Raw genomic sequence first — 22,593 nt, forward strand, 5'->3', positions numbered from 1 at the left:
CACCTGTTTCTAACGCCTCACGCCTAACTCCTCACGCCTCACCTGTTTCTAACGCCTCACGCCTAACTCCTCACGCCTCACCTGTTTCTAACGCCTCACTAGCGTTTTTCCCATAGGCCTGCTGCGCCCGCCGTCCAATACTAATCCCGGCCAACTCAGCTTGGCAAGTCTGCTGGGCCTGCTCCAGCATCGTCATGATGCGTTGATTGATGGAGAAGGTCTGGGTCAGCACGGGGATCAGCGCTGCATCGTCCAGCGCGTAAAACGCATCGGCAAACAACTCCGCCAGCACGCCGGCCCGCTGGTCTTCCAGTTCCGCCAATCTATCCCACTGTTCCGCCTCGGCTACTGTAAGCATGGCCAGGTTCAACGCGGTCAGCGCGGTCAAACGCTGCGCCTGGCCAGTGTAACTCTGAACCGGCGCTATCGCATAGGTGTTCTTCACGAAGCTGCCTGAACGTGTAATTCGGCGGTCTTCGCTGAGCCGGCGCTATCGGCGATGGCGTCCCACGCGCCTTTAATCTCTTGCAGCAAGCCTGCAACCTCGTCCAGCGGGTGCGCATCATTTTCGTAGTTGGCCCGCAGCAACTGCCGCTCCAGATAATCGTACAGACTGTCCAGGTGTTCCGCGATGTCGCCCGCCGACTTGTCCAGACTCATACGCAGGCCGCCGACAATGGCCATCGCCGCGCTGATCTGACCGGCCTTCTGCGCCAACTCGCCGCGCAGCATGTGGCCCTTGGCGCTGGCGATCTTGTCGAGCGCGCCCTGAAACAGCATTTGGATCAGCCGGTGCGGGCTCGCATAGGCCACACTGCTGCGTGCTTTCACCTCGCTATATTGATTCAAGGCGCTATTCGGTCTGCTATAACTCATGCTCTCATCCTTTTTATTCAAGTGTTTGTCATGCTCAGTTAGGCGCGCACTTAACGCGTGGACGTGCTCGCCAACTGTCGTGTTAGAAAATCGCTGGTGCTTTTCAGCTTGGCCACCAAACTATCCATGGCCGCGAATTGCGCCCGCAGTCTCTGCTCCACACCCACCAGCCGCTGATTGATGGCGTCGCGCTGCTTACCGATACCCGTGATGCTTTTATTGATCCCTTCCGTGCGGCTGGTGATGGGACCCGAGGTCGCCAGTAGGTTATCGGCCAATTTATCCAATTGATAAGCATAACCTTGAGAATAATTTACCGTACCGCGGGAAACGCCGACGGCGCCTCCGATAATCTGTAATCTGAGGCCTTCGACCGCATTGCCTGCGGCCCCGGTCAGAAATTGGCCTGAGCCGGTAGCAGCCGCACCGTTGATAGTGCCGGCCACGTCCTGACCGGCGGTGCCGGCCCCTACAGAGAATCCGAGCGTGGACGCGGTTCCAGTACCCACGGCGGTAAACTCTACAGTGGAGGCTAAACCGTAGCGGCCGGAAACGATCTTCAAGGTATCGGTGGGACTGTCAAAGTTCACTGCTACCGATACGCCCGCATTCTTCAGGGCTCCGTCGCCATTGATTCTGGATTTGATCTCCGCCAGCAGCAAGGCGGCGGTCGTATACGTGCCTTGCGCCAAGGTGACGGTCCCCGACTGTACGCCGTCCACCTTGAGGGCCAGGGTGTTGTTGGTGGCGTCTATCACGAATGGGGTGGTAAAGGTTCCCGAACCGGGAGCGCCATCCGCCAGCGCGGCCGTCGCCGCACCCGCCTTAAAGCCCTGGGTAGCCAAGGCGCTTACCGAGACAGCATAGCTCCCGGGCTTGGTCTTATCGGTTGCGCCGGCATAGCTCACCAACGCGTCGGTGGGCTTGCCGAGCGCGGCAAACAGCCCGGCGATGTCGTTAAAGTTGTTGTCTATCGCCGTTTGTAATTTGGCCGAATCCAGCTTCAGGCTCCCGTCCGTTTGCACGCTTACCCCGATCTGTGAAAGCACGGTGAGACTACCGCCGGAGAATTGCAGCGCATTGGTCAAAATAGAGCGGACCTGCCTTTGTATGGAAAGCGCCGACGGATCGCCTTGCAGGAGCGCGGCCTGCTTGGTGGCGGCATTGTAGGAGGTCAAATCCTTCAGCGTCTTGCTGATGTCGTTGTACGCCTTTACAAAGGCCTCGACGTTGGACTTCACGGAGGCCGTGTCCTTTACGACCGCAAGATTCACCGTAGTCGTGGGCGCCTCCTTCAGCAGATTGAGCGTCACCCCCTGGATGACATCGGTAATGGTATTGTTCGACTTGCTGATACCGATGATGCCATTGACATCAAGCAGGGCGTTTTGCGCGGCCACCGTTTGCACCAGGTTTTTACCGCTCCCGACGACGGCGTTCGGGTCATAGGCCAGTTGCGACAGGCCGCTGGTGTCGGTATGGGTCGTGTCGTCATCGGTCACAGTGACCTTGAGGCTGTTGTTGACACCGGTATCTTTGGAAGTAAACACCAGCTTATTGGGAGTTCCCGCACTGCCGTCGTTAACAATGATCGCGGTCACGCCTATATTCGCGGCGTTGACGGCGTCCCGGATACCGCTCAAGGTGTTTTGCGATGGACTGATCGTCACAGTCTGTGCGGTTTTGTCCGGATTCAGCGCAAAAGGGTTGCTCCCCAGGGTACCGTATTGGAAGGTCAAGGTGCCGGAACCGACTGCACTCGTGAGGTCGGCAAAACCCCCCGAACGCAGGCTGTGCGTCTGCGCCAACTGGGTAACCTTCACGGCATAATTACCCGGTACGGCGGAGCCGCCCGCCGTGGCGGTGTATACGGTAGTATCGGCGGGGGTCGCCTTGAGGGTTTGAAACCTGGATATATCGCTCAAACCGAGCACGGCGGTCTGAAAGGAGGACAGCGCACCTTTAATGTTGCCGTAGGCACTGATCTTGGCCTGAAAGACCGCCTCTTTCTTGTCCAGTGCGGTCAGGGGTAACCGCTCCACCGCCAACAACTGACTGACGATGCTGTTGACATCGAGACCGGAGCCGATACCGGGTGCTGTGATGGCCATAGTTGTATACCTTAAAGAATATAGGCAGTGTCCGTAGTATGCAGGCCGGATTAGCCCGCTCTTACCGCCTATAGCCTAAATAGGCAATTTCCGCGCCAGTTAGTTAGGCCTGGGCCCGCAAGATGATACCTTGACTCTTCTCCAGGCTGCGCGCCAGGGCCAACACCTCTTCAGACGGAATCTGACGGATCACCTCTTGAGTCTCGGAATCAACCACCCTAATGATGGTCCGATCCGTTTCCTCATCGATGGTAAAGTGCAAATCGCGGCGCAAGGTCTGGATATAGCTATTGATGGCGCTTACGGCCTTGCCGATTTCTGTAGTGCGTACTGCCTCAGGCGCCGGCGCATTTTGCCCCTCGACAGACAAACTTTGCCGCGGCTCCACTCTCGCCGGCGCGTTTGCCGGTTTGGGCGCAGACCCCTGCGTCAGAGACGCAGTAGTTAAATTAGTGGGCATAGTAGTTACCTCTGTGTGGCTGTGGCATAAAAGACGTCCGGGACGATGTCATCCCGGACGCTTTCTTCATGCTTATACTGATTACCTCTCGTCCTTTACCGTAGCAGTGACAACACCTGTTGCGGCAGGGCGTTGGCCTGCGCCAGAATCGCCACACCGGCCTGTTGCAGCACCTGGTTACGGGTGAGCGAGGCGGTTTCCGCTGCGAAGTCGGCATCCTGAATACGGCTGCGCGATGCACTCAGGTTTTCCGAGGTCGTCTGCAGGTTGGCGACCGCCGAGCTGAAGCGGTTCTGAACCGCGCCGAGGTCGCCACGCGAGACGTTGACCTGGCCCAGCGCCGCATCGACTATCCCCAAGGCGAGCTGGGCATTCGCGGCGCTGGTGAGGCTCACGCTGGCCAGGGATGAAAATGCGCTGGACTGGGTCGCCGAGGTGAAGACATCCGTGTTGGCGTTGGTCAGGGTGATGGACCCTTTGCTGCTGCTAAGCGACACCACGCCACTCTTGATGGAGGAGTCGGTCGCGGCACCGCCGGTCAACGTTACACCGGAGAAGACAGCGGTCTTGGTGGCACCTGAATTGTTAAAGTCCAGGATGCTGATATCGCGCCCGTCGGTGGTCGACAGGGTCAGACTGGCTTTTGACGAGGTGCTAGTGAAGCTTGCAGTCACCCCAGTGGCGCCCTGCGCACCGTTGATGGCGCCCGCCAGTGCAGTGAGATCGGTGGGATCAGCCACTGCCACTGAGATTGCGCTGCCGTTGAGCGTGAAGCTGACGGTGCCGGCACTCGCGATACCGCTCAATGTAGCACCGTTCGAGGCAGTAGCGGTGACACCGACGCCGCTCGCAGCGCCGTTGATGGCAGCGGCGACAGCCGCGGCATCGGAGTTGGCGGCGTAGCTAATGGCGGCCGTGGTGCCGCCGCCTGTCGTAGTAATCGTCAGGTTGGTTTCGGCGCCGACGGTATTGCCACCGGTAAGGTCTGCCGCAGCCGCCTTGGTGGCACCTACGCCACCCGCGCCAATGACGGTTCCCTGCCCCTGCAGGATATTGCTGCCCAGTGCGGTCGAGCGCGAATCGGAAATCGAGTTGACGGAAATCGTCTGGTTGGCGTTGGCGCCGACCTGGAAGCTCTGAGCGGTAAAGGAACCGTCCAGCAGGTTAAGGCCGTTGAAGGAGGTCTGGCTGGAAACGCGGGTGATTTCCGCAATCAACTGGGCCGATTCTGCATCCAGCGAAGCACGGTCGCTGGCGCTGTTGGTGGCGTTGGCCGACTGCACCGCCAGTTCGCGAATACGCTGCAGGTTGTTGCCGATTTCGCCCAGTGCGCCTTCAGCGGTCTGCGCCAGTGAGATGCCGTCGTTGGCGTTACGGGCGGCCTGGTTGAGGCCGCGAATCTGCGCGGTAAACCGGCTGCTGATGGCGAGACCCGCCGCATCGTCACGTGCGCTGTTAATGCGCAGGCCCGAGGACAAGCGTTGCAGAGAGGTAGCCAACTGAGTTTGTGAGGTATTGAGGTTGCGCTGAGCATTCAGCGACGCAATATTGGTATTAATAATTTGAGCCATTTGAGTTTCTCCTGTTTGGGCTTAGCGCAGTGTCTGGGGTTGAGCTATAAGCTGGTTGACCCGTCTGCTAACTAAGTTAAGTTAATAAAAGCGTCTTTAATGTTCGGCTAGGCCGACCTTTTTCACGTTAGTTAATAACGTTTCCGAGAAGGTTATCGGGTAGGGGGAGGGAAACTTTAGCCCGTGACTGCCACTTTTTTGGCATTCGGCTTGGCACGGCTTATGCTACGTCTATAGAGAGACTGTGTTAGAGGTTATTTTTATGTATACGGAACAAAAAGATACATTGATCGTGGAAAGCGTGAGGGAAGACGGCCGGGTATTCCGCCCCAGCGATTGGGTGGAACGCATCTCCAGTCAACTGGCCACCTACGGCCGCGACCACCGGCTGCACTACTCCGATCACGTACACCCGTGCCTGATCCAGGGCGCGAATTGCCTGGTGGTGAAGAAGTCGCTACAGGACGAAAACCCAAAAGCCTACCAGTTCATCCTCAAGTTCGCCGCCGACAATCAACTGCGCGTCCAGGACGACCGCCGCAGCCAGTCCGCCCTGGTACCCACCGAACGGCGCGGCACCCTCTCGTAGGTCAGGCTGCGAAGCTGCCTGACAAGCCGTCAGGCAGGCTAACGCCAACCTGACCTACAAACCCATGCATGAGCACTTCCCGTAGGTCAGGTTGCCGAAGGCTACCTGACTAACCCATCCACAACCAAAAACCGTCAGGTAATGCTACGCACAACCTGACCTACAAATTCAAAAACTACCGTAGGTCAGGCTGCGAAGCTGCCTGACAAGCCGTCAGGTAGGCTAACGCCAACCTGACCTACAAACCCCTTCATTCGCCAAACCGTCAGGGTACGTAGTTTCGTAGCTCCGTCCGTAGCTTCGCAACGTGACCTACCAGGACCCTCACTCAAAATCCATCCGCTTAATTTCTGCGGGTTCGGCCTCTCCCCAATTCTCGGCATAATACTCCTTGGCGACATACGCCCGGAATGACGACCAAGGGTAATCTAAAGGTAACCCCGCGCAACCGTGTTTTACCGGGTTGTAATGGACATAATCCATGTGCCGTTTCAAATCATCCTCATCACGAATGACGTGGTCCCAAAAGCGCCTTTGCCAGGCGACAAAATTACCCTCGATGCCATGTTCTGCCTTGTAAAGATGAGTAAATCCGAGCTTGAGCGATTGCATAACTGCTGAGAAGTTCCCATCGCCGCCGGGCTTTATCATCCAGTGGAAATGATTATCCATAATCACGTACGCCTCCATTTTATAAGGATTATCCGCTTTGATCTCGCGCATCACCGACAAAAGTAATTCTTTATCAGTATCTTGTTTGAGCAGTGGCTGACGCTGATAACACACGGACGTGATGAACACTATCGAACCAGGGCGGTAATAGCGTCTGATATTTGTCATTAATGAAGTTCCCCCAGAACGTCAGGTAGGCTAACGCCAACCTGACCTACGCGCCTAAGATGGGAATTTCCCGTAGGTCAGGTTGCCGCAGGCTACCTGACGTTTCATCCGACACCAAAAACCGTCAGGGTGTGCTACGCACAACCTGACCTACAAATCTTCTTACCAGATCGTTTTGACCAAACCGGCGCCGGTTAAATTATTGTCACACGTCACCAGCGCAGCGTTTAGGTGTATCGCAGTTGCGACAATAATCCGGTCCGCCGGATCGTTATTAAGGGAAGATGAGAACGATACAGCCAGATCTGCGATTTCAGGGGCAATCTCTTTTACTTGAATGGCTCTGGCGGCCAACACCGTCTTGATAAAACTGAGATAGTCGGTTCCCGGGTCCAGGCGTTTTTTAGAGATCAGCATGGCGATCTCCCATAGGGAAATATCGCTGCAAACGAGTTGCTTCTGTTGTTCGCCTTGAGCAATGGCCCGGCGCGCTGCCGGGCTCAGCCTTTTCGGTTCCAGCGCATCGTAAATGATTGCGCAGGTATCAAAGACTATCATCCAGTACCTGCCACGGGGCATTGATAGGCGAGGTCACGTCACCCACCCTGCACTTCTTGCGCAGCGCTCTTAATTGCTGTAACGCTACCGCTTTAGTCTCTATCGGGGGAACGATGCGTGCGATAACTCGCCCGTGCGAGGTAACCAATAATTCTTCACCCGCGCTCACCTTGGATAAAAAGTCGGGTAGATGCGCCCTAAGCTCGGTTACGTTAATTTTGCTCATGTTACACCTGCTCGCTATATGTACATTGATAATGTACATATAGCGAAACGGCTTGTCAAGCTGGCCCTACACCTCCGCCAAATCCCCCTTCTTTTCCAGCCAGGTCTTGCGGTCGGCGGCGCGTTTTTTGGCGAGCAGCATGTCCAGGAGATTTCGGGTCTCGTCGCCGGTCTCGATGGTGAGCTGAATAAGCCGCCGGGTATCGGGGGCGATGGTGGTCTCGCGCAACTGCTGCGGATTCATCTCGCCCAGCCCCTTGAAGCGCTGCACGCTGATCTTGCCCTTGATGTTTTCAGCGGCGATGCGATCCAGCACGCCGCGTTTCTCGGATTCGTCCAGGGCGTAGAAAATTTCTTTACCGACATCAATGCGGTAGAGCGGCGGCATCGCCACGTGGACATGGCCGTTCGCCACCAGCGGCGCGAAGTGGCGCATGAACAGGGCGCACAACAGGGTGGCGATGTGCGCGCCGTCGGAGTCGGCATCGGCGAGGATGCAGATCTTGCCGTAGCGCAGCCCATCAATATCGCCGGAACCGGGGTCCACGCCAATCGCCACGGCGATGTCATGCACCTCCTGCGAGGCCAGCACCTCGGCCGATTCCACCTCCCAGGTGTTCAGGATCTTGCCCCGCAGCGGCATGATGGCCTGGAATACGCGATCACGCGCCTGCTTGGCCGAGCCGCCCGCCGAGTCGCCCTCCACCAGGAACAGCTCGGTGCGCGCCGGATCTTGCAGGGTGCAGTCGGCCAGCTTGCCGGGCAGCGCCGGACCGCTGGTGACCTTCTTGCGCGCCACACTCTTCGCGGCGCGCAAACGGCCTTGAGCATTGTTGATGGCGAGCATGGCCAGACGCTCACCGGCCTCGATGTGCTGGTTGAGCCACAGGCTGAAGGCGTCCTTGGTGACGCCGGCCACAAACACCGCGCACTCGCGCGAGGACAGGCGCTCCTTGGTCTGGCCGGAGAATTGCGGTTCCAGCAGCTTGACCGAGAGGATGTAGCAGCACTTGTCCCAGACATCCTCGGAGATGAGTTTGACGCCGCGCGGCAACAGGTTGCGAAACTCGCAGAATTCGCGCACCGCTTCGGTCAGCCCGCTGCGCAGGCCGTTGACATGGGTGCCGCCGAGTGGGGTGGGAATCAGATTGACATAACTTTCGGCAATCACCTCGCCGCCCTCGGGTAGCCACGCCACCGCCCAGTCGGCCGCCTCGCTATTGCCTTGGAGGCTGCCGACGAACGGCTCTTCGGGGATGGTCTCGGCGCCTTGCAGCGCTTCATTCAGATAGGCCTTCAACCCGTCTTGATAACACCATTCCTCTTGTTCGCCGTTCGCCTCATCGGTAAAGCTGACACGCAAGCCGGGGCACAACACCGCCTTGGCGCGCAATACATGCTTGAGCCGCGACACCGAAAATTTCGGCGAATCAAAAAATTCCGGATCGGGCCAAAAACGTACCGTGGTACCGGTGTTGTGTTTTCCTACCACACCCACTTCCTTCAACTTCGAGGTCTTTTCCCCCGAGGCGAAGGACATGTGATATTCCTTCCCCCCGCGCCGCACCCACACTTCCAGTTTTTTGGAGAGCGCGTTCACCACCGACACACCCACCCCATGCAGGCCGCCCGAAAACTGGTAATTCTTCTGGGAGAATTTGCCGCCGGCGTGCAGCCGGGTAAGGATCAGCTCGACGCCGGTGACCTTTTCTTCGGGGTGGATGTCCACCGGCATGCCGCGGCCATCGTCGCGCACCTCCAGCGAGCCGTCCTGGTGCAGCGTGACCTCGATGTGTTTGGCATGGCCCGCGATGGCCTCGTCCACGCTGTTGTCCACCACCTCCTGGGCGAGGTGATTGGGGCGCGTGGTGTCGGTATACATCCCAGGCCGGCGCCGCACCGGGTCCAAGCCGGTCAGTACCTCTATGGCAGAGGCGTCGTAGACCGTGGCCATCCTAAAACCCGGGATTGGGCGTGGATGAAAAATCGGGAGGATGTTGCAAACGCTTGAGGATCTGAACCGGTTGCAGCGGGATACGCAGGCTGTCGCATAGATAATAGTTCAACAGATCTCTGCGAAAACGGGCGGGACCCTGGCTCTCGATCTTGCGCCACTCGGATCGCTCCAGCGCCGCCAACGTCAGCTCCGGCGTCCCGTAGCCATAGGTCTTGTATTGATTGGTGGCGCAGCGTAGCCCCTCGCGCAACACATTGGTAGTACCGGTGCGGCTGGTCAGTACTACCGTATAGTGCACCACGCTATCGCCGGCCAACAGCAGGGATTTTGAATCTATGCGATATTCGAAAGCGGAACCCGGCCCATCGACCTTGAACTCCAGCAGATCAGCGTCTTGAGGGTAAGACGGTAGCGCCTGCTGACTCTCCTTCCAGGGCGCGGGCTCATCAAACTCAATCTCGGGGGCCGCAAACAACGGCCTGGTCAGACTGAGTGCGCCGAATACTATTAGACAGAGTGTTTGCTTCACCATGCTCGCCGGCTAATCGAGGTCTAGAGCCAGGGAATCGCGCACCCCGTCAGGAATAGGGTCCACCTGATGGCAATACGCCTCATGCTCTATGCCCACTCCAATAGCCGCTCCCGCCTTGACCGCCGCGGCCATCTCGGGGCTGAGCTGAAACCGCAAAAAATGCACGGAGGAGGTCTTCTCTTCATTCGAGCGCGCGAGATCTTCATCGGCGATCGCCCACACGTGGTCAAACCCAGCCACCTTGACCCACACCCGGTCTTCGAGCCTTATCATCTTGGCCAAGGCCGAGCGGCGTTCGCCGATGTCATCATACTCAAGCATGAAGGTCGCCTTCCAATTGCCGCCGTCAGGAATCAGCGGATTGTAGGCATCCAGCTCCTCGGCAATGCCTTCCGGTTCGAAGATGCGCTCGGCGCGCAGCATCTCCTGCACCTGATACTGCATGGTCAGCCGGTCCTCAAAGTACAAACGGGCGTGCGGGCCTATCTGCACCTGACGGTTCTTCTTATGCTCCATGACCTTGGCGCGGAAGTCATTGCGGATGCGGGCGTAGTGTTCCAGCGAGTAGAGTTTGTCGGGAGATAGTTTTTCCATCGTTACCCTTAGGTTGTCGGATTGTCAGGAGACCGGCCGAATGAATTCGGCCCTACTTATGCTTCTCTAAATCCACTAACGGTTTATCCGTAAACAAATAATCCCGTAACTGTTTATCAAACTTCGGATCGTGGCGCCGGATCCACTCCAGCACCATCGCCGCATGCTCCTTTTCTTCGTCACGGTTGTGCGCGAGGACGGCGCCCAATTCTTTATCCTTACAGACATCCACCCGCTGGTTGTACCAGTCCACGGCCTCCAGCTCTTCCATCAACGAGACAATGGCGCGATGCATGTCGCGCGTCGAGTCGCTGAGCTCAGTTATTGCTTCGTGATAGCCTTCGTTGGACATTTTTTCTCCTTCAGATCCCGTAGGCAATGCGCAGCAGCGTCAACGGATGCGTCGGCGGCTTGCCGCTGTGCATCCCTTCTTCCAGATGATGGCCCGCTATTGGGCAGTCGCTGGTGTAAAAATCCGGTGCGGCCTTGGCGATGCGGTCCATGACGGGGCTGCCGATCTTCATCGCAATTTCGTGATATTCGCGTTTCACCGCATAGGCGCCGTTGTGCCCTGAGCAGCGCTCGATCGGTTCGACTTGGGTATCGGGCACCAGTTCCAGCGCCTCGCGGGTTTTCAGACCGATGTTCTGCACCCGCAGATGGCAGGCGACATGGTAGCTCACCTTGCCGAGCGGGCGCTTGAAGTTCTTATTGAGCATCCCGTCCTTGTGGCGCAGCATCAGGTATTCAAACGGATCGAAGACCGCATCGCGCACCTTGGCGACTTCCGGGTCGTCGGGAAACATCAGGGGCAACTCCTGCTTGAACATCAACACGCAGGACGGGACGGGCGCGACGATGTCCCAGCCTTCGTCCACCAGCTTGGCCAGCACCGGGATGTTGGCCTCCTTGGCGCGCGCGACCGCTTCGAGATCACCGAGTTCAAGCTTGGGCATGCCGCAGCATTGCTCCTTTTCGGCGAGCCGCACCGGGATGCCATTGTGCTCAAAAATCGCAATGAGGTCCTGACCCAGTTGCGGCTCGTTGTAATTGCCGTAACAGGTGGCGAACAACGCCGCCTTTCCGCGGGTAGCGGATGAGGGCCGTGCGCTGACAGGCTTCGAAGCCGTGCGCGGCGCCTCACGTTTACGCAGCGTATCGCTGTGGTATTCGGGAATAAAGGCGTCGGGATGCACGCCTAATGTCTTGTCTAAAATTTTGCGCGCAGCCTTGTTTTTGTTCGCGGCGTTCACCGCTTGCACTACTACCGGTATGCCGGCGAGTTTACCGACGGCGTCGGTGCTGGTGAGGATCTTGTCGCGCGTCCTGACCTCGCCCTTCTTAAACTTGACCGACTTGCCGCGCAACATGAGATGCGGAAAGTCCACGTTCCAGGGGTGCGGCGGCACATAGGGACATTTGGTCATGTAGCACATATCGCAGAGATAGCAGTTATCCACCACCTCCCAATACACCTTCTTGTCCACCCCGTCCAATTCCAGTGTGGGAGACTCGTCAATGGCGTCAAACAGGACGGGAAAGGAATTACACAGATTAAAACAGCGCCGGCAACCGTGGCAGATGTCGAACACCCGCTCCAACTCCTGGAGCAGCGACGCCTCGTTGTAGAACTCCGGATTTTTCCAATCCAGCGGGTGCCGGATGGGCGCCTCCAGACTGCCTTCGCGTTGATCTTCCATATAACCTCAGAGAAAAGATACAAGAGAAAAGATACAAGTTACAAACTATTACCCTAGTCTTGTCCCTGACATCTTTCTTTTGTAACTACCTTTAAACAAATACGGGGCCGTACAAAACGGCCCCGTTTTTACTTGTGACTTGCAACTTGTATCTGCCTTTAACTTACTTGCCTAACGTATCCAGCGCCTTCTGGAAACGGTTGGCGTGGGAGCGCTCGGCCTTGGCCAGCGTCTCGAACCAGTCGGCGATTTCGTTAAAGCCTTCCTGGCGCGCGGCCTTGGCCATGCCGGGGTACATGTCGGTGTACTCGTGGGTCTCACCGGCGATCGCGGCCTTCAGATTGTCCGCCGTGGCGCCGATAGGTAGATCAGTGGCCGGATCGCCGCAGGCCTCCATGTACTCCAGGTGACCGTGCGCGTGGCCCGTCTCGCCTTCGGCCGTCGAGCGGAATACCGCCGAGACATCGTTGTAGCCTTCCACATCGGCCTTGGCGGCGAAATACAGATAACGGCGGTTGGCCTGGGACTCGCCAGCAAAGGCGTATTTCAGATTTTCGTGGGTTTTGCTTCCTTTAAGTTCCATAGGTAAATTCCTCATCTTTAATGGTTAAATCATGACTTTAATATTAAGATCCAAAATTTAGACTTTGTCTAAATCTGTTTACTATCTTACAAGCCCCCGCCAGGAAGTGTCAAGCATCTCGGGTTATACGCCTAATAGATGCATGCAAGGAGATGAACTTGGTATTATTGACACCCACTCTTTTAGCCTACTTATCCACGATCAGTCCTGCAAGCGAATGTTAAACGAAAACAAAACGGACAGCGCAGGCTCCGATGAACATTATCTGGACCACCTTGCCACCATCAATAAAGATCGTGATGTGGTGGCCATCCAAGACATCTACAATACCAGCGGGGCGCTGCTGGTGCGGCAGGGGGCACGGATTGATTATGCCACCGCCAGGCGCCTTACTCAGCATAAATCGTCCAAACCCGTAGAACACCAGCTCCAAATCGAAGGTGGCTTAACCACCGATGGTCTGAACCAGCAGCTGCAGAAATTCCTGGAACAGCATGAGGATCTGGCAACTGTCCAGCGCAGCCTCGGGGCGGACGATGATCTCGCCGTGTTATTTGAGAAACCACTCAGCCCCACCCTACTCCAGAAGCTCACGGTGATGGCCTTGCAACGGCCCACGCTCCTGGAACAGGCGTTGTTCGGGGGCTGGCTGGCGGTGCTCCTGGCGAGAGAGCTCGGTCTGCACCCGGCGGAGATCAGAAAGGCGGGCATCGCCGCCCTCACCCGTGACACAGGCTTCCTCCACCTCCCGCCCGTACTCATCGAGCAAGGACGCGAGTTTAGTCCCCAGGAGTGGCGCGCCATGCAGAGCCACACGGTGGTAGGACAAATTATTCTGGATGACACGGCTGGGATGGATCCCGAAATCGGCCGAGCGGTGCTGGAGCACCATGAGGCCCTGGACGGCTCCGGCTATCCGACCGGCAAGGAAGGGCCGGCGCTCGGTCTGCTCGGGCGGGTCGTTAACCTGGTCGACACGCTGTGCGCCATCCGCCTCAAAAATTTCAAAGACACCGGACGTAATCTACGTGACACCCAGCCTTTTTTGTTAATGAACAGCCATGCCTATGAGCGTAACGTCCATGACGCGATCTGTTCAATCTTGCGTAAATCGGGCCTGGAGCGCACCTCTATAAATCCACTCGGTAACCAGGCCAACCTGCTTGCTCAACTCATCGCGCAGGGCAACACCATGCGTCGCGCCCTTCCCGTTGCGAAAGAATTGAATGACCTACACGCGTGGACGGGGTCCACCGCGAGAAAGCTCGGCAAGGTCGCCCTCCAGACCTACACCCTGATAACCTCGTCGGGGCTCGTGAATGATGAGATCATCAACTGGTTAGATAGCTTGCCGCTGGAACCACAGGCCGATGAAATAGTCTTCCTTAGCGAGATCGAACTGCTGCAGAAGGAGTTACGCTGGCACCTTACTCACCTGCAGCGCGCCCTGGCGGCGTATCTTAACGAAGCCAGCCCGCACGATCCGTCTTATGGTAGGCTCAAGGAGCTGGCCGTGGGGCTAGAAAACAGTGAGGCGTGAGGGGCTTGAAACGTGTAAGGGGTGAGGGGTGAGGAGTCGTACACCCCTACGCTTTTTTTACGCCTCACGCCTAACTCCTCACGCCTCACCTTTTTCTAATGAGGTTTCACCTCTACCAGCAAGGCCCCGGTGATAATTACGAAGGCGCGCACCCAGAGGATCGCCTTGCCCTGGCCGCGGTGGTCTTCGCGGGCCGTTTCATCGCCGCGCAATAACCGCCGCCCCGCCTGAATCTGCATGACGTAGAGCATATAGAGCGAGAGCAGCAGCAAAAAATGCGTCCACAGCAGGAAAGACGTAAGCTCTCCCTCGACGATCAGCCGGCGGTGCCAGTCCTTGCTCATATAAAGGTAGACCGGCATGGCGATATCGAACAGCATGATCGCTACCATGACCGGTATGTGCACGGTGCGCCGTTTGGCCCAGACAAACGCCGCCAGCATCACCAGGTAGGTAAGGAAGGCGGCCAGCACGGTAGCGGCAATCATGCCGCCATGCTACAGGGGCTAGGGGCTAGGGGCTAGGGGGTTTGAAACTTGTGAGGGGTGAGGGGTGAGGGGTGAGGAGTGAGGAGTGAGGTGTCGTACACCCGCCTTACGCCTTACGCCTAACTCCTCACGCCTCACTTGTTTGCAACGCCTCACCCTACAGCCTTGTCGAATTCAGCACAACTCTGTTAAAGTGGATGGGCTTGCATTCGATCGGAAACTCACACTATGGTCAGTATCCCAGCCTCGGCAACCAACCCCCAAGCCAGGACCTCCACCACGCTCATTTTAATAGGCGTCGCCGTGCTGGCCTGTCTGCTCACGCTCTATCAATGGATAGAGTTGGTGCAAATACGCAGCGGCGGCGCGGCGCCGCTCTGCTCGTTCAGCGCCAGCCTCGATTGCACGGGCGTATGGAACTCCAAACTCTCCGGATTCATCCATGAGTCCACCGGCATCCCTATCGCGGGCTGGGGACTCGCCTGGAGTCTGGTCGTGCTGGCCTTGTCTGTCTGGACGTGGCTGCAATCAAGGCGCGGGCAGCCCACCAATGATGCGGTATGGGCGCTGCGGCTGGTGGTCGGCGCCGGTACGCTGATCTCGCTCTTGTTGCTGGCCTACAGCGCCTACCTCAAGGTCTTCTGCCCGACCTGCCTGCTGTTTTATCTCCTGGTGTGGGTGACGGCCTATCTGGTCTTTGTACCGATCAAGGCGCGCGGGGCTGACTGGTTCCAGTCAGCGTTGCTGAGCGGCGGACTGCTGGTGGCCGCGCTCGCCATCCTGATCTACCCGGGGCTGCACACCCCCCGTGAAAATCTCATTACCGCCAGGCTCTCCGACGTAGCCAATGTGAAGCAGTCCAAGACCCCTGCCAGCCCGCTGGAGGAGTTTCTCAATTCGCTGCCGGTCGCCGTGCAACAGGCTGCCAGTAATTCGCTGGAGGTCTACCGCACGTCGCCATTTATTTCCACCCCGCCCGACCCCAAGCGGATCACCTTCGGTACGCTCAACGCGCCCGTGCACATGATCGAGTGGACCGACATCCGCTGCCCGCACTGCAAGAACCTTGAAGAGGCGCTGACCGAGCTACGCAACATCACCCCGCCCGGCTCCTGGAGCCAGGAAACCCGGCACTTCCCGCTCGACAGCGACTGCAATCCGAAAGTCGGCCGCTCAGGTGGCGGGGTCAGTTGCCTGGCCGCCAAGCTGGAGATTTGCCTCATGGGCTCGCCGGAATTCAGCCATGTGCGCGCAACGATGTTTAAGGAACAGGCCAATCTCACCAAGGAACGGATCTGGGAAATCACCACGAAAGACCCGGAACGGCGCAAGGCCCTGGAGAGTTGCGTAGCGTCACCCGAGACCGCCAAAACCTTGAACGAAGATATCGATCTGGCGGAAAAATACCAACTCGAAGGCACCCCCCTGGTGGTCATAAATGGCCGCAAGGGCACCGCGGTGCCGGCTTTCATTCTCGGCGTCATCATGGCCAAAGGGCGCGACGACGATCCGGCCTTCCTGTTACTACCCGCCCCCAGCCGCGCAGTGGCACAATAATTGCCTTTCAAATGCCAGTAAATACCGGTGGCTAGGCCGCCTGTTGGGCTGTGTCTTAGTCTTAAATTGGCTTGAGGATATATATACATTATGAAAAAGAGTCTTAGGTCGCTGCTTTTGCTGATTACCGTGAGTTGGATGGGCGTAAGCCTTGGTGATAACCTGTTAGGCCTTCCGCCGGTGCCGATCTCTGCAGACAATCCGTCTACGCCCGAAAAGATCGCCCTCGGCAAGGCCTTGTTCGAAGACAAACGTTTGAGCGGTGACGGCACGGTCAGTTGCTCGAACTGCCACAATCCGGGCAAGGGCTTCACCGATGGGATGAGCGTGTCCGAGGGCATCAATCGCAGCAAGGGTACCCGCAACGCACCCACCCTGATTAACGCCGCCTATTTCACCTCTATGTTTTGGGATGGCCGCCGCCCCACTTTGGAGGCGCAGGCCCAGGACCCGTTCGTCAATTCGATTGAGCATGGCCTGAAAGATCACAACGCCCTGCTCGACATCGTCCGCAAGGATGCCGCCTACCCCGGCCAGTTTAAGGCCGTGTTCGGGGCGGAGCCCGGCAAAATCACCATCAATCATGTCACCATGGCCATCGCCAGCTATGAGCGCACCCTGGTGAGCGGTGACTCACCCTTTGACCGCTATATGTATGCCGGAGACAAAACCGCCCTCTCGCCTGAGGCGGTGCGCGGATTGGAGATCTATAAAGGCAAGGGCCGTTGTTCTACCTGTCATGTTATTGGCGATAAATACTCGTTGTTTACCAACAACAAATTCCACAACCTGGGCGTGAACTTCAGTAAAGTGGAGCCGCGCATGTTTGAGATCGTCAACGCCTTCCGTGTCGCGGCAGCCAAAGGCCAAAGTCTGGATGAATCGGTGCTCAAGGGTTCGGACTTTTCCCAGTTGGGCCGGGTGCTGGTGACCATCACCCCCACCGATCTCGACAGCAAGGCCATCGGCCAGTTCAAGACGCCCACGCTACGCAACGTCGCCCTGACCGCGCCCTATATGCACGATGGCAGTATTGCGACGCTCGAAGAAGTGGTGGAACTTTATAACAAAGGCAACGAAAAGAATCCGCGCCTCGACCCGTTGTTCAAGCCATTGAACCTGACTCCGCAGGAAAAGACCGATCTGGTGGCGTTTATGAAATCGCTCACCAGCCCTACACTGCCTCAGTAACTCAGCAAGCCATAAAAAAGCCCCGTGGAAAAAACTCCACAGGGCTTTTTGTTTGGCCGAATAAATTCGGCCCTACAACCTACAATATTAAATTAACGTCCGCCGACTGCGGCCTTGGCGCGGGACGCGCCTGCAGTGACGCGCGGATCCAGCTCGCCCTTGGCGTATCTCTTGACCATCGTTTCCATGTTGATGGGTTTGATCTTGGCGGCCTGGCCGGCGCAGCCGAAGGCTTCGTAGCGCAGCTTGCAGATTTCCATCATGGCCTTGGTGGCGGCCTTGAAGAATTTGCGCGGATCGAATTCGGAGGGGTCTTCAGCCATCGCCTTGCGCATCGCCCCGGTGGCGGCCAGGCGCAGGTCAGTGTCAATGTTGACCTTGCGCACGCCGTGTTTGATGCCCTGCTGAATCTCCTCCACCGGCACGCCGTAGGTCTCGCGGATCTCGCCGCCGTATTTGTTGATGATTTCCAGCCAGTCTTGCGGCACGGAAGATGAACCGTGCATCACGAGATGCGTGTCGGGGATGCGGGCGTGGATATCCTTGATGCGCTGGATGGCGAGGATGTCGCCGGTGGGCGGACGGGTGAATTTGTATGCACCGTGGCTGGTGCCGATGGCGATGGCGAGGCTGTCCACCTTGGTGTCGGCGACAAACTGCGCGGCCTCTTCGGGGTCGGTAAGCAGCATGGAGTGATCGAGCGTCTCGTCGGAACCGTGACCGTCTTCCTCACCCATCTTGCCGCTTTCCAGCGAGCCCAGACAACCCAGCTCGCCTTCTACCGACACGCCGCAGGCGTGGGCGATTTCCACCACCTTGCGCGTGACCTCGGCGTTGTATTCGTAGGAGGCCGGGGTCTTCATGTCTTCTTTGAGTGAGCCGTCCATCATCACCGAGGTGAAGCCGCTCTGGATGGAGCGTATGCATACCCCGGGTGAGGCGCCATGGTCCTGGTGCATGACGATGGGGATGTGCGGGTACATCTCCGCCGCCGCCCACATTAAATGACGCAGGAACGGCTCGCCGGCATAGGAACGCGCGCCGGCGGAGGCCTGCATGATGACGGGTGAGTTCACCGCATCGGCGGCCTGCATGATGGAGTGCATCTGCTCCATGTTATTGACGTTGTAGGCGGGCACGCCGTAGCCGTGTTCGGCGGCGTGATCCAATAATTGACGCATGGAAATTAAGGGCATGGTGTGTCTCCTTGACTAAAATCAGGTGTTCATTTTACAGATTATACTCAACAAAATACGGGGCTATAAGTCAATTTTATCCATTATCGGCTCCGCCATTCTCCCGACACAGACGATTTTCATGGCGTTGGTGCCGCCGTGGACACCCATTAGGTCGCCCTTGGTGATGATGGCGAGGTCACCGTCGTGGAGCGCGGCGCGGCGCAGCAACTCGTCTATGGCTTCCTTGTTGACCTGGGCGTGATTGGTGCTGTTGACGTCAAAGCTGACCGGATAAACGCCTCGATACAGAGTCACCTTTCTACCCGTCTCGGGGTGCTTCGTCAAGGCAAAGATCGGGATGCCGGAGCTGATGCGCGACATCCACAGCGGGGTGGAGCCGGACTCGGTCAACGCCACGATGGCCTTCACACCCAGATGGTTGGCGGTGTACATGGTCGCCATGGCGATGGCTTCGTCTATGCGTTCGAAATGGGTGTGGATGCGGTGGTCCGAGACCTGGGCGATCGGCTGCTTTTCCGCCTCGCGGCAGATGCGGTCCATCGCCGCCACGGCCTTGGCGGGATATTTCCCGGAAGCCGTCTCGGCGGACAGCATGACGGCGTCGGTGCCGTCCAGCACCGCATTGGCGACGTCGAACACCTCGGCGCGGGTCGGTATCTGATTCTCAATCATGGATTCCATCATCTGCGTCGCGGTGATGGCGACCCGGTTCATGGTGCGTGCCAGCTTGATGATGTGCTTCTGCACCGGCGGCAGGGCCGCGTCACCGATCTCCACGCCGAGATCGCCGCGCGCGATCATCACCACGTCGCAGGCCTCGATGATCTCTTCCAGGGCGTCAATCGCCTCGGCGCGTTCGATCTTGGCGACGATGCCGCCGTGTCCGCCCGCGGCGCGCAGCAGCGCGCGCGCCTCGTGGATGTCGGTGGCGCTGCGCGGGAACGAGACGGCCAGATAATCGGCCTGCAAGGCCGCGGCGAGTTTGATATCGGCACGATCCTTGTCGGTGAGGGCCTTAGCCGACAGGCCGCCGCCTTGGCGGTTGATGCCTTTATTGTTGGAGAGTTCGCCGCCCACCACCACACGGGTCACTATCTCGGCGGGCCCGACCTCGTCCACCCACAGCACGATGCGGCCGTCGTCCAGCAACAGCGTATCGGCCCGTTTGACATCATTGGGGAGATCTTTATAGGTGATGCCCACGCGCTCCCGGTTACCGCCCAGGGGATCGAAGTTGGCATCGAGGATAAACCGCTGACCTTCTTCGAGAGTGACCTTGCCGTCCTTGAAGCGATCAATGCGGATCTTGGGTCCCTGTAAATCCGCCAGGATTCCGATGGGACGGCCGTAGGCCCGTGCCCGGGCGTTGACCATTTCCACCCGGGCCTTATGTTCATCGGGACTGCCGTGGGAAAAATTGAGACGCACGACATCCAGCCCGGCCTCTATCATCTTGTCCAGGACGTGGGGGTCGTTGGTGGACGGGCCGAGGGTGGCTACAATTTTGGTTCGTCGTGTCATACAACTACAGAGAAAAGATACAAGGGTAAAGAGAGAAGTAACAACTCCGTAATTGCCGCAGGTTCAGGGCTTTTTTTTCCGCTTTTCTCTTTTCCCTTTTCCCTTTTATCTTATTCACGTTGTTTCGCCCGTTCCTCCAATATCGCAACCGCCGGCAGTTTCTTGCCTTCCAGAAATTCCAGGAATGCGCCGCCGCCGGTGGAGATATAGGACAGCTTGGTGTCAATGCCGTACTTCGAAATGGCCGCCAGGGTGTCGCCCCCGCCGGCCAGCGAAAACGCCGGGCTGGCGGCGATGGCCTTAGCCAGGGCCTCGGTGCCCGCGGCAAACTGGTCGAATTCGAACACGCCCACCGGCCCATTCCAGACGATGGTGCCTGCGCCTTTCAAGATCTCGGCAAGACGCGCCGAGGTCTTCGGACCGATGTCGAAAATCATGTCGTCGGATTCCACTTTACTGACGTCTTTCAGCGTCGCCTTGGCCGCTTCGGAAAACTCCTTGCCGCACACCACGTCCGTCGGCACGGGGATCTCCGCGCCGCGCGCCTTGGCCTGTTCGGAGAGCCGCTTGGCCTCGGGGACCAAGTCGGGCTCGTACAACGACTTGCCGACATTGTAACCCGCCGCGGCGATAAAGGTGTTGGCGATGCCGCCGCCGACGATCAACTGATCCACAATCTTGGATAACGACTCCAGGATCGTGAGCTTGGTGGACACCTTGGAACCCCCGACGATGGCCACCATTGGCCGTTTGGGTTCCTTGAGCGCCACATTGAGCGCCTTTAATTCACTGGAGAGCAAGGGCCCCGCACAGGCGATGGGGGCATACTTCGCCACGCCGTGCGTGGAGGCCTGCGCGCGGTGCGCCGTACCGAAAGCATCCATGACGAACACGTCACAAAGGGCCGCCATCTTTTTAGCCAAGGCGTCGTCATTGGCCTCTTCGCCCACGTTGAAGCGCACGTTTTCGCACAACACCGCCTCGCCGTTGGCGATCTCTATGCCGTTGAGCCAATCCTTCACCAGGCGCACCTTCTTGCCGAGGTGTTCGGAAAGGCTCTCCGCGATAGGGGCCAGCGAGTATTTTTCATCGTTCACACCTTCTTCCGGCCGGCCGAGGTGTGACATCACCATCACCTTGGCGCCCACGTTGATGAGGTACTCGATGGTCGGCACCGTGGCGTAGATGCGCGTCTCGTCAGTGATCTGGCCGTTTTTGATCGGCACGTTGAGATCGGCGCGAATCAGCACCCGTTTGCCTTCGAGGTTTCTTAAATCTTCTAGTTTGATGACTGACATGATTGTTTTCCTAGCGAGTAACAGCGAGGCGTAAGGGGTGGGGCGTGAGGCGTAAAAAACTGTTTCCCCTCACTCTTCACCCCTCACTCCTCACTCCTCACTCATTTGGCGTTCACCAACGCCACCGTAACGTCCAGCATCCGATTGGAGAAACCCCATTCGTTGTCATACCATGCGAGCACCTTGACCAGTTTACCTTCGACAACCTTGGTCAGCGTGGAATCGTAGGTGCTGGAGGCCGGGTCATGATTGAAATCCACGGACACCAGCGGCTTGTCGTTGTAATTCAACACACCCTTCAGTTCGCCGTTGGCCGCCTCTTTCATGATGGCGTTGATCTCATTCACGCTGGTCTCGCGCGCGGCGACGAAGGTCAAGTCCACCAGCGACACATTGATGGTCGGCACACGCACCGCGAAGCCGTCGAGCTTGCCTGCGAGCTCTGGCAGCACCAGGCCGATGGCGGCGGCGGCGCCGGTCTTGGTGGGGATTTGCGACATGGTCGCGGAGCGCGCGCGGCGCAGGTCCGAGTGATACACGTCAGTCAGCACCTGATCGTTGGTGTAGCTGTGCACCGTGGTCATCAGGCCATGCACGAGACCGATTTTTTTATGCAACGGCGCCACCAGCGGCGCCAGGCAGTTGGTGGTGCAGGAGCCGTTGGAGATCACGGTATGCGTAGCCTTCAGGGTCTTGTGATTCACCCCGTACACAATGGTCGCGTCCACATCTGTGCCCGGCGCGGAGATGATGACCTTCTTTGCACCCGCTTTGAGGTGCAGGCCGGCCTTCTCTTTGGTGGTGAAGATGCCGGTGCACTCGTGCACCACGTCCACGCCCAGCTCGCCCCAGGGCAGCTTGGAGGGATCGCGCTCCGCGCATACGCGGATGCGGTCACCATTGACGATCATAAAATCGCCTTCGACTTTTACTTCGCCGGGGAATTTTCCGTGCACCGTGTCGTACTGCGTGAGGTGCGCGTTGGTCTCGGCATTGCCTAGGTCGTTCACAGCGACGATTTGAATCTCCTTGTTGCGATTACCTTCATACACCGCTCGCAACACGTTGCGCCCAATGCGGCCGTAGCCGTTGATTGCTACTTTGATTGCCATTTGTTTCTCTCCAAAATATTAAATTGAAATCGTTAGCAGCGTGGCCCTGTCAGGCGAGAGAAAAGAGCAAAGATACAAGAGAAAGTAGGTA

Annotated in this window: 23 protein-coding genes; 4 read left to right on the forward strand and 19 right to left on the reverse strand. The window is 57.9% G+C overall.

Annotated features, from left to right (window positions below):
* Nucleotides 1–70: 70 nt before the first annotated feature.
* The 5 genes from HY028_07495 to HY028_07515 all read right to left on the reverse strand — a co-directional run bounded on the left by HY028_07495 (nt 71) and on the right by HY028_07515 (nt 5,018).
* On the reverse strand, nt 71–445 hold the full coding sequence (locus HY028_07495; GenBank protein MBI3344677.1) for a flagellar protein FliT: 375 nt from the start codon (nt 443–445) through the stop codon (nt 71–73).
* Nucleotides 442–876, reverse strand: coding sequence for a flagellar export chaperone FliS (fliS, locus tag HY028_07500; GenBank protein ID MBI3344678.1), 435 nt, complete (start codon nt 874–876; stop codon nt 442–444). The genes HY028_07495 and fliS overlap by 4 nt, the downstream gene beginning before the upstream one ends.
* Before the next feature lie 50 nt (nt 877–926).
* A complete protein-coding gene (gene fliD, locus HY028_07505; GenBank protein MBI3344679.1) occupies nt 927–2,987 on the reverse strand; it encodes a flagellar filament capping protein FliD in 2,061 nt (686 codons plus the stop codon).
* Nucleotides 2,988–3,090: 103 nt separating this feature from the next.
* Nucleotides 3,091–3,447, reverse strand: coding sequence for a flagellar protein FlaG (locus HY028_07510; GenBank protein ID MBI3344680.1), 357 nt, complete (start codon nt 3,445–3,447; stop codon nt 3,091–3,093).
* 95 nt (nt 3,448–3,542) lie between these two features.
* A complete protein-coding gene (locus HY028_07515; GenBank protein MBI3344681.1) occupies nt 3,543–5,018 on the reverse strand; it encodes a flagellin in 1,476 nt (491 codons plus the stop codon).
* A gap of 262 nt (nt 5,019–5,280) precedes the next feature.
* On the opposite strand from HY028_07515, the gene HY028_07520 reads away from it, so the two are divergent.
* The gene (locus HY028_07520; GenBank protein MBI3344682.1) at nt 5,281–5,607 is read left to right on the forward strand and encodes a DUF3579 domain-containing protein; all 327 of its coding nucleotides are present in this window, start codon (nt 5,281–5,283) and stop codon (nt 5,605–5,607) included.
* Between the two features lie 324 nt (nt 5,608–5,931).
* Here the strand turns inward: HY028_07520 and HY028_07525 are convergent, their stop codons facing one another.
* From HY028_07525 to HY028_07565, 9 genes are all read right to left on the reverse strand, one after another.
* A complete protein-coding gene (locus tag HY028_07525; protein ID MBI3344683.1) occupies nt 5,932–6,447 on the reverse strand; it encodes a transposase in 516 nt (171 codons plus the stop codon).
* A 162-nt stretch (nt 6,448–6,609) separates the two neighbouring features.
* Nucleotides 6,610–7,005 carry a type II toxin-antitoxin system VapC family toxin gene (locus HY028_07530; GenBank protein ID MBI3344684.1) on the reverse strand — a complete coding sequence of 132 codons (396 nt, stop codon included), beginning with the start codon at nt 7,003–7,005 and terminating at the stop codon, nt 6,610–6,612.
* Nucleotides 6,992–7,231 (reverse strand): type II toxin-antitoxin system prevent-host-death family antitoxin, encoded by a 240-nt coding sequence (locus HY028_07535; protein ID MBI3344685.1) that lies wholly within the window; start codon nt 7,229–7,231, stop codon nt 6,992–6,994. The genes HY028_07530 and HY028_07535 overlap by 14 nt, the downstream gene beginning before the upstream one ends.
* Before the next feature lie 66 nt (nt 7,232–7,297).
* Nucleotides 7,298–9,184, reverse strand: coding sequence for a DNA topoisomerase IV subunit B (gene parE, locus HY028_07540; GenBank protein ID MBI3344686.1), 1,887 nt, complete (start codon nt 9,182–9,184; stop codon nt 7,298–7,300).
* Nucleotide 9,185: 1 nt separating this feature from the next.
* Nucleotides 9,186–9,719: a CNP1-like family protein gene (locus HY028_07545; GenBank protein ID MBI3344687.1), complete on the reverse strand. Its 534-nt coding sequence runs from the start codon at nt 9,717–9,719 to the stop codon at nt 9,186–9,188.
* 9 nt (nt 9,720–9,728) lie between these two features.
* A complete protein-coding gene (locus tag HY028_07550; GenBank protein ID MBI3344688.1) occupies nt 9,729–10,313 on the reverse strand; it encodes a DUF3501 family protein in 585 nt (194 codons plus the stop codon).
* Between the two features lie 52 nt (nt 10,314–10,365).
* A complete protein-coding gene (locus HY028_07555; GenBank protein ID MBI3344689.1) occupies nt 10,366–10,665 on the reverse strand; it encodes a ferritin in 300 nt (99 codons plus the stop codon).
* 10 nt (nt 10,666–10,675) lie between these two features.
* Nucleotides 10,676–12,013: a Fe-S oxidoreductase gene (locus HY028_07560; protein MBI3344690.1), complete on the reverse strand. Its 1,338-nt coding sequence runs from the start codon at nt 12,011–12,013 to the stop codon at nt 10,676–10,678.
* A 163-nt stretch (nt 12,014–12,176) separates the two neighbouring features.
* Entirely contained in the window at nt 12,177–12,596 is a 420-nt protein-coding gene (locus HY028_07565; GenBank protein MBI3344691.1) for a rubrerythrin, read from the reverse strand.
* Between the two features lie 217 nt (nt 12,597–12,813).
* On the opposite strand from HY028_07565, the gene HY028_07570 reads away from it, so the two are divergent.
* Nucleotides 12,814–14,136, forward strand: coding sequence for a hypothetical protein (locus tag HY028_07570; protein MBI3344692.1), 1,323 nt, complete (start codon nt 12,814–12,816; stop codon nt 14,134–14,136).
* A gap of 95 nt (nt 14,137–14,231) precedes the next feature.
* Here the strand turns inward: HY028_07570 and HY028_07575 are convergent, their stop codons facing one another.
* A complete protein-coding gene (locus HY028_07575; GenBank protein MBI3344693.1) occupies nt 14,232–14,624 on the reverse strand; it encodes a hypothetical protein in 393 nt (130 codons plus the stop codon).
* A 228-nt stretch (nt 14,625–14,852) separates the two neighbouring features.
* On the opposite strand from HY028_07575, the gene HY028_07580 reads away from it, so the two are divergent.
* Together HY028_07580 and HY028_07585 are read left to right on the forward strand one after the other, a co-directional pair.
* Complete coding sequence (locus HY028_07580; GenBank protein ID MBI3344694.1) at nt 14,853–16,181, forward strand: thioredoxin domain-containing protein; 1,329 nt, start codon at nt 14,853–14,855, stop codon at nt 16,179–16,181.
* Nucleotides 16,182–16,271: 90 nt separating this feature from the next.
* The gene (locus HY028_07585) at nt 16,272–17,372 is read left to right on the forward strand and encodes a c-type cytochrome (GenBank protein MBI3344695.1); all 1,101 of its coding nucleotides are present in this window, start codon (nt 16,272–16,274) and stop codon (nt 17,370–17,372) included.
* Between the two features lie 92 nt (nt 17,373–17,464).
* On the opposite strand, the gene HY028_07590 is transcribed toward HY028_07585, so the two are convergent.
* From HY028_07590 to gap, 4 genes are all read right to left on the reverse strand, one after another.
* Nucleotides 17,465–18,568, reverse strand: a complete 1,104-nt coding sequence (locus HY028_07590) for a fructose-bisphosphate aldolase class II (GenBank protein ID MBI3344696.1) — start codon at nt 18,566–18,568, stop codon at nt 17,465–17,467.
* A 63-nt stretch (nt 18,569–18,631) separates the two neighbouring features.
* Nucleotides 18,632–20,092, reverse strand: coding sequence for a pyruvate kinase (gene pyk / locus HY028_07595; protein MBI3344697.1), 1,461 nt, complete (start codon nt 20,090–20,092; stop codon nt 18,632–18,634).
* A gap of 110 nt (nt 20,093–20,202) precedes the next feature.
* Complete coding sequence (locus HY028_07600) at nt 20,203–21,390, reverse strand: phosphoglycerate kinase (protein MBI3344698.1); 1,188 nt, start codon at nt 21,388–21,390, stop codon at nt 20,203–20,205.
* 101 nt (nt 21,391–21,491) lie between these two features.
* Entirely contained in the window at nt 21,492–22,502 is a 1,011-nt protein-coding gene (gene gap, locus HY028_07605) for a type I glyceraldehyde-3-phosphate dehydrogenase (protein ID MBI3344699.1), read from the reverse strand.
* Nucleotides 22,503–22,593: the final 91 nt, after the last annotated feature.

It is taken from the genome of Gammaproteobacteria bacterium (assembly GCA_016195665.1).
In the GTDB taxonomy this organism is placed as follows: domain Bacteria; phylum Pseudomonadota; class Gammaproteobacteria; order SURF-13; family SURF-13; genus JACPZD01.

Bases quoted from the DNA above. Each gene is read 5' to 3' on its own strand.
- fliS (MBI3344678.1), bottom strand. From the start codon at position 876: ATGAGTTATAGCAGACCGAATAGCGCCTTGAATCAATATAGCGAGGTG.
- fliD (MBI3344679.1), bottom strand. From the start codon at position 2,987: ATGGCCATCACAGCACCCGGTATCGGCTCCGGTCTCGATGTCAACAGC.
- HY028_07510 (MBI3344680.1), bottom strand. From the start codon at position 3,447: ATGCCCACTAATTTAACTACTGCGTCTCTGACGCAGGGGTCTGCGCCC.
- HY028_07515 (MBI3344681.1), bottom strand. From the start codon at position 5,018: ATGGCTCAAATTATTAATACCAATATTGCGTCGCTGAATGCTCAGCGC.
- HY028_07520 (MBI3344682.1), top strand. From the start codon at position 5,281: ATGTATACGGAACAAAAAGATACATTGATCGTGGAAAGCGTGAGGGAA.
- HY028_07525 (MBI3344683.1), bottom strand. From the start codon at position 6,447: ATGACAAATATCAGACGCTATTACCGCCCTGGTTCGATAGTGTTCATC.
- HY028_07530 (MBI3344684.1), bottom strand. From the start codon at position 7,005: ATGATAGTCTTTGATACCTGCGCAATCATTTACGATGCGCTGGAACCG.
- HY028_07535 (MBI3344685.1), bottom strand. From the start codon at position 7,231: ATGAGCAAAATTAACGTAACCGAGCTTAGGGCGCATCTACCCGACTTT.
- parE (MBI3344686.1), bottom strand. From the start codon at position 9,184: ATGGCCACGGTCTACGACGCCTCTGCCATAGAGGTACTGACCGGCTTG.
- HY028_07545 (MBI3344687.1), bottom strand. From the start codon at position 9,719: ATGGTGAAGCAAACACTCTGTCTAATAGTATTCGGCGCACTCAGTCTG.
- HY028_07550 (MBI3344688.1), bottom strand. From the start codon at position 10,313: ATGGAAAAACTATCTCCCGACAAACTCTACTCGCTGGAACACTACGCC.
- HY028_07555 (MBI3344689.1), bottom strand. From the start codon at position 10,665: ATGTCCAACGAAGGCTATCACGAAGCAATAACTGAGCTCAGCGACTCG.
- HY028_07560 (MBI3344690.1), bottom strand. From the start codon at position 12,013: ATGGAAGATCAACGCGAAGGCAGTCTGGAGGCGCCCATCCGGCACCCG.
- HY028_07565 (MBI3344691.1), bottom strand. From the start codon at position 12,596: ATGGAACTTAAAGGAAGCAAAACCCACGAAAATCTGAAATACGCCTTT.
- HY028_07570 (MBI3344692.1), top strand. From the start codon at position 12,814: ATGTTAAACGAAAACAAAACGGACAGCGCAGGCTCCGATGAACATTAT.
- HY028_07575 (MBI3344693.1), bottom strand. From the start codon at position 14,624: ATGATTGCCGCTACCGTGCTGGCCGCCTTCCTTACCTACCTGGTGATG.
- HY028_07580 (MBI3344694.1), top strand. From the start codon at position 14,853: ATGGTCAGTATCCCAGCCTCGGCAACCAACCCCCAAGCCAGGACCTCC.
- HY028_07585 (MBI3344695.1), top strand. From the start codon at position 16,272: ATGAAAAAGAGTCTTAGGTCGCTGCTTTTGCTGATTACCGTGAGTTGG.
- HY028_07590 (MBI3344696.1), bottom strand. From the start codon at position 18,568: ATGCCCTTAATTTCCATGCGTCAATTATTGGATCACGCCGCCGAACAC.
- pyk (MBI3344697.1), bottom strand. From the start codon at position 20,092: ATGACACGACGAACCAAAATTGTAGCCACCCTCGGCCCGTCCACCAAC.
- HY028_07600 (MBI3344698.1), bottom strand. From the start codon at position 21,390: ATGTCAGTCATCAAACTAGAAGATTTAAGAAACCTCGAAGGCAAACGG.
- gap (MBI3344699.1), bottom strand. From the start codon at position 22,502: ATGGCAATCAAAGTAGCAATCAACGGCTACGGCCGCATTGGGCGCAAC.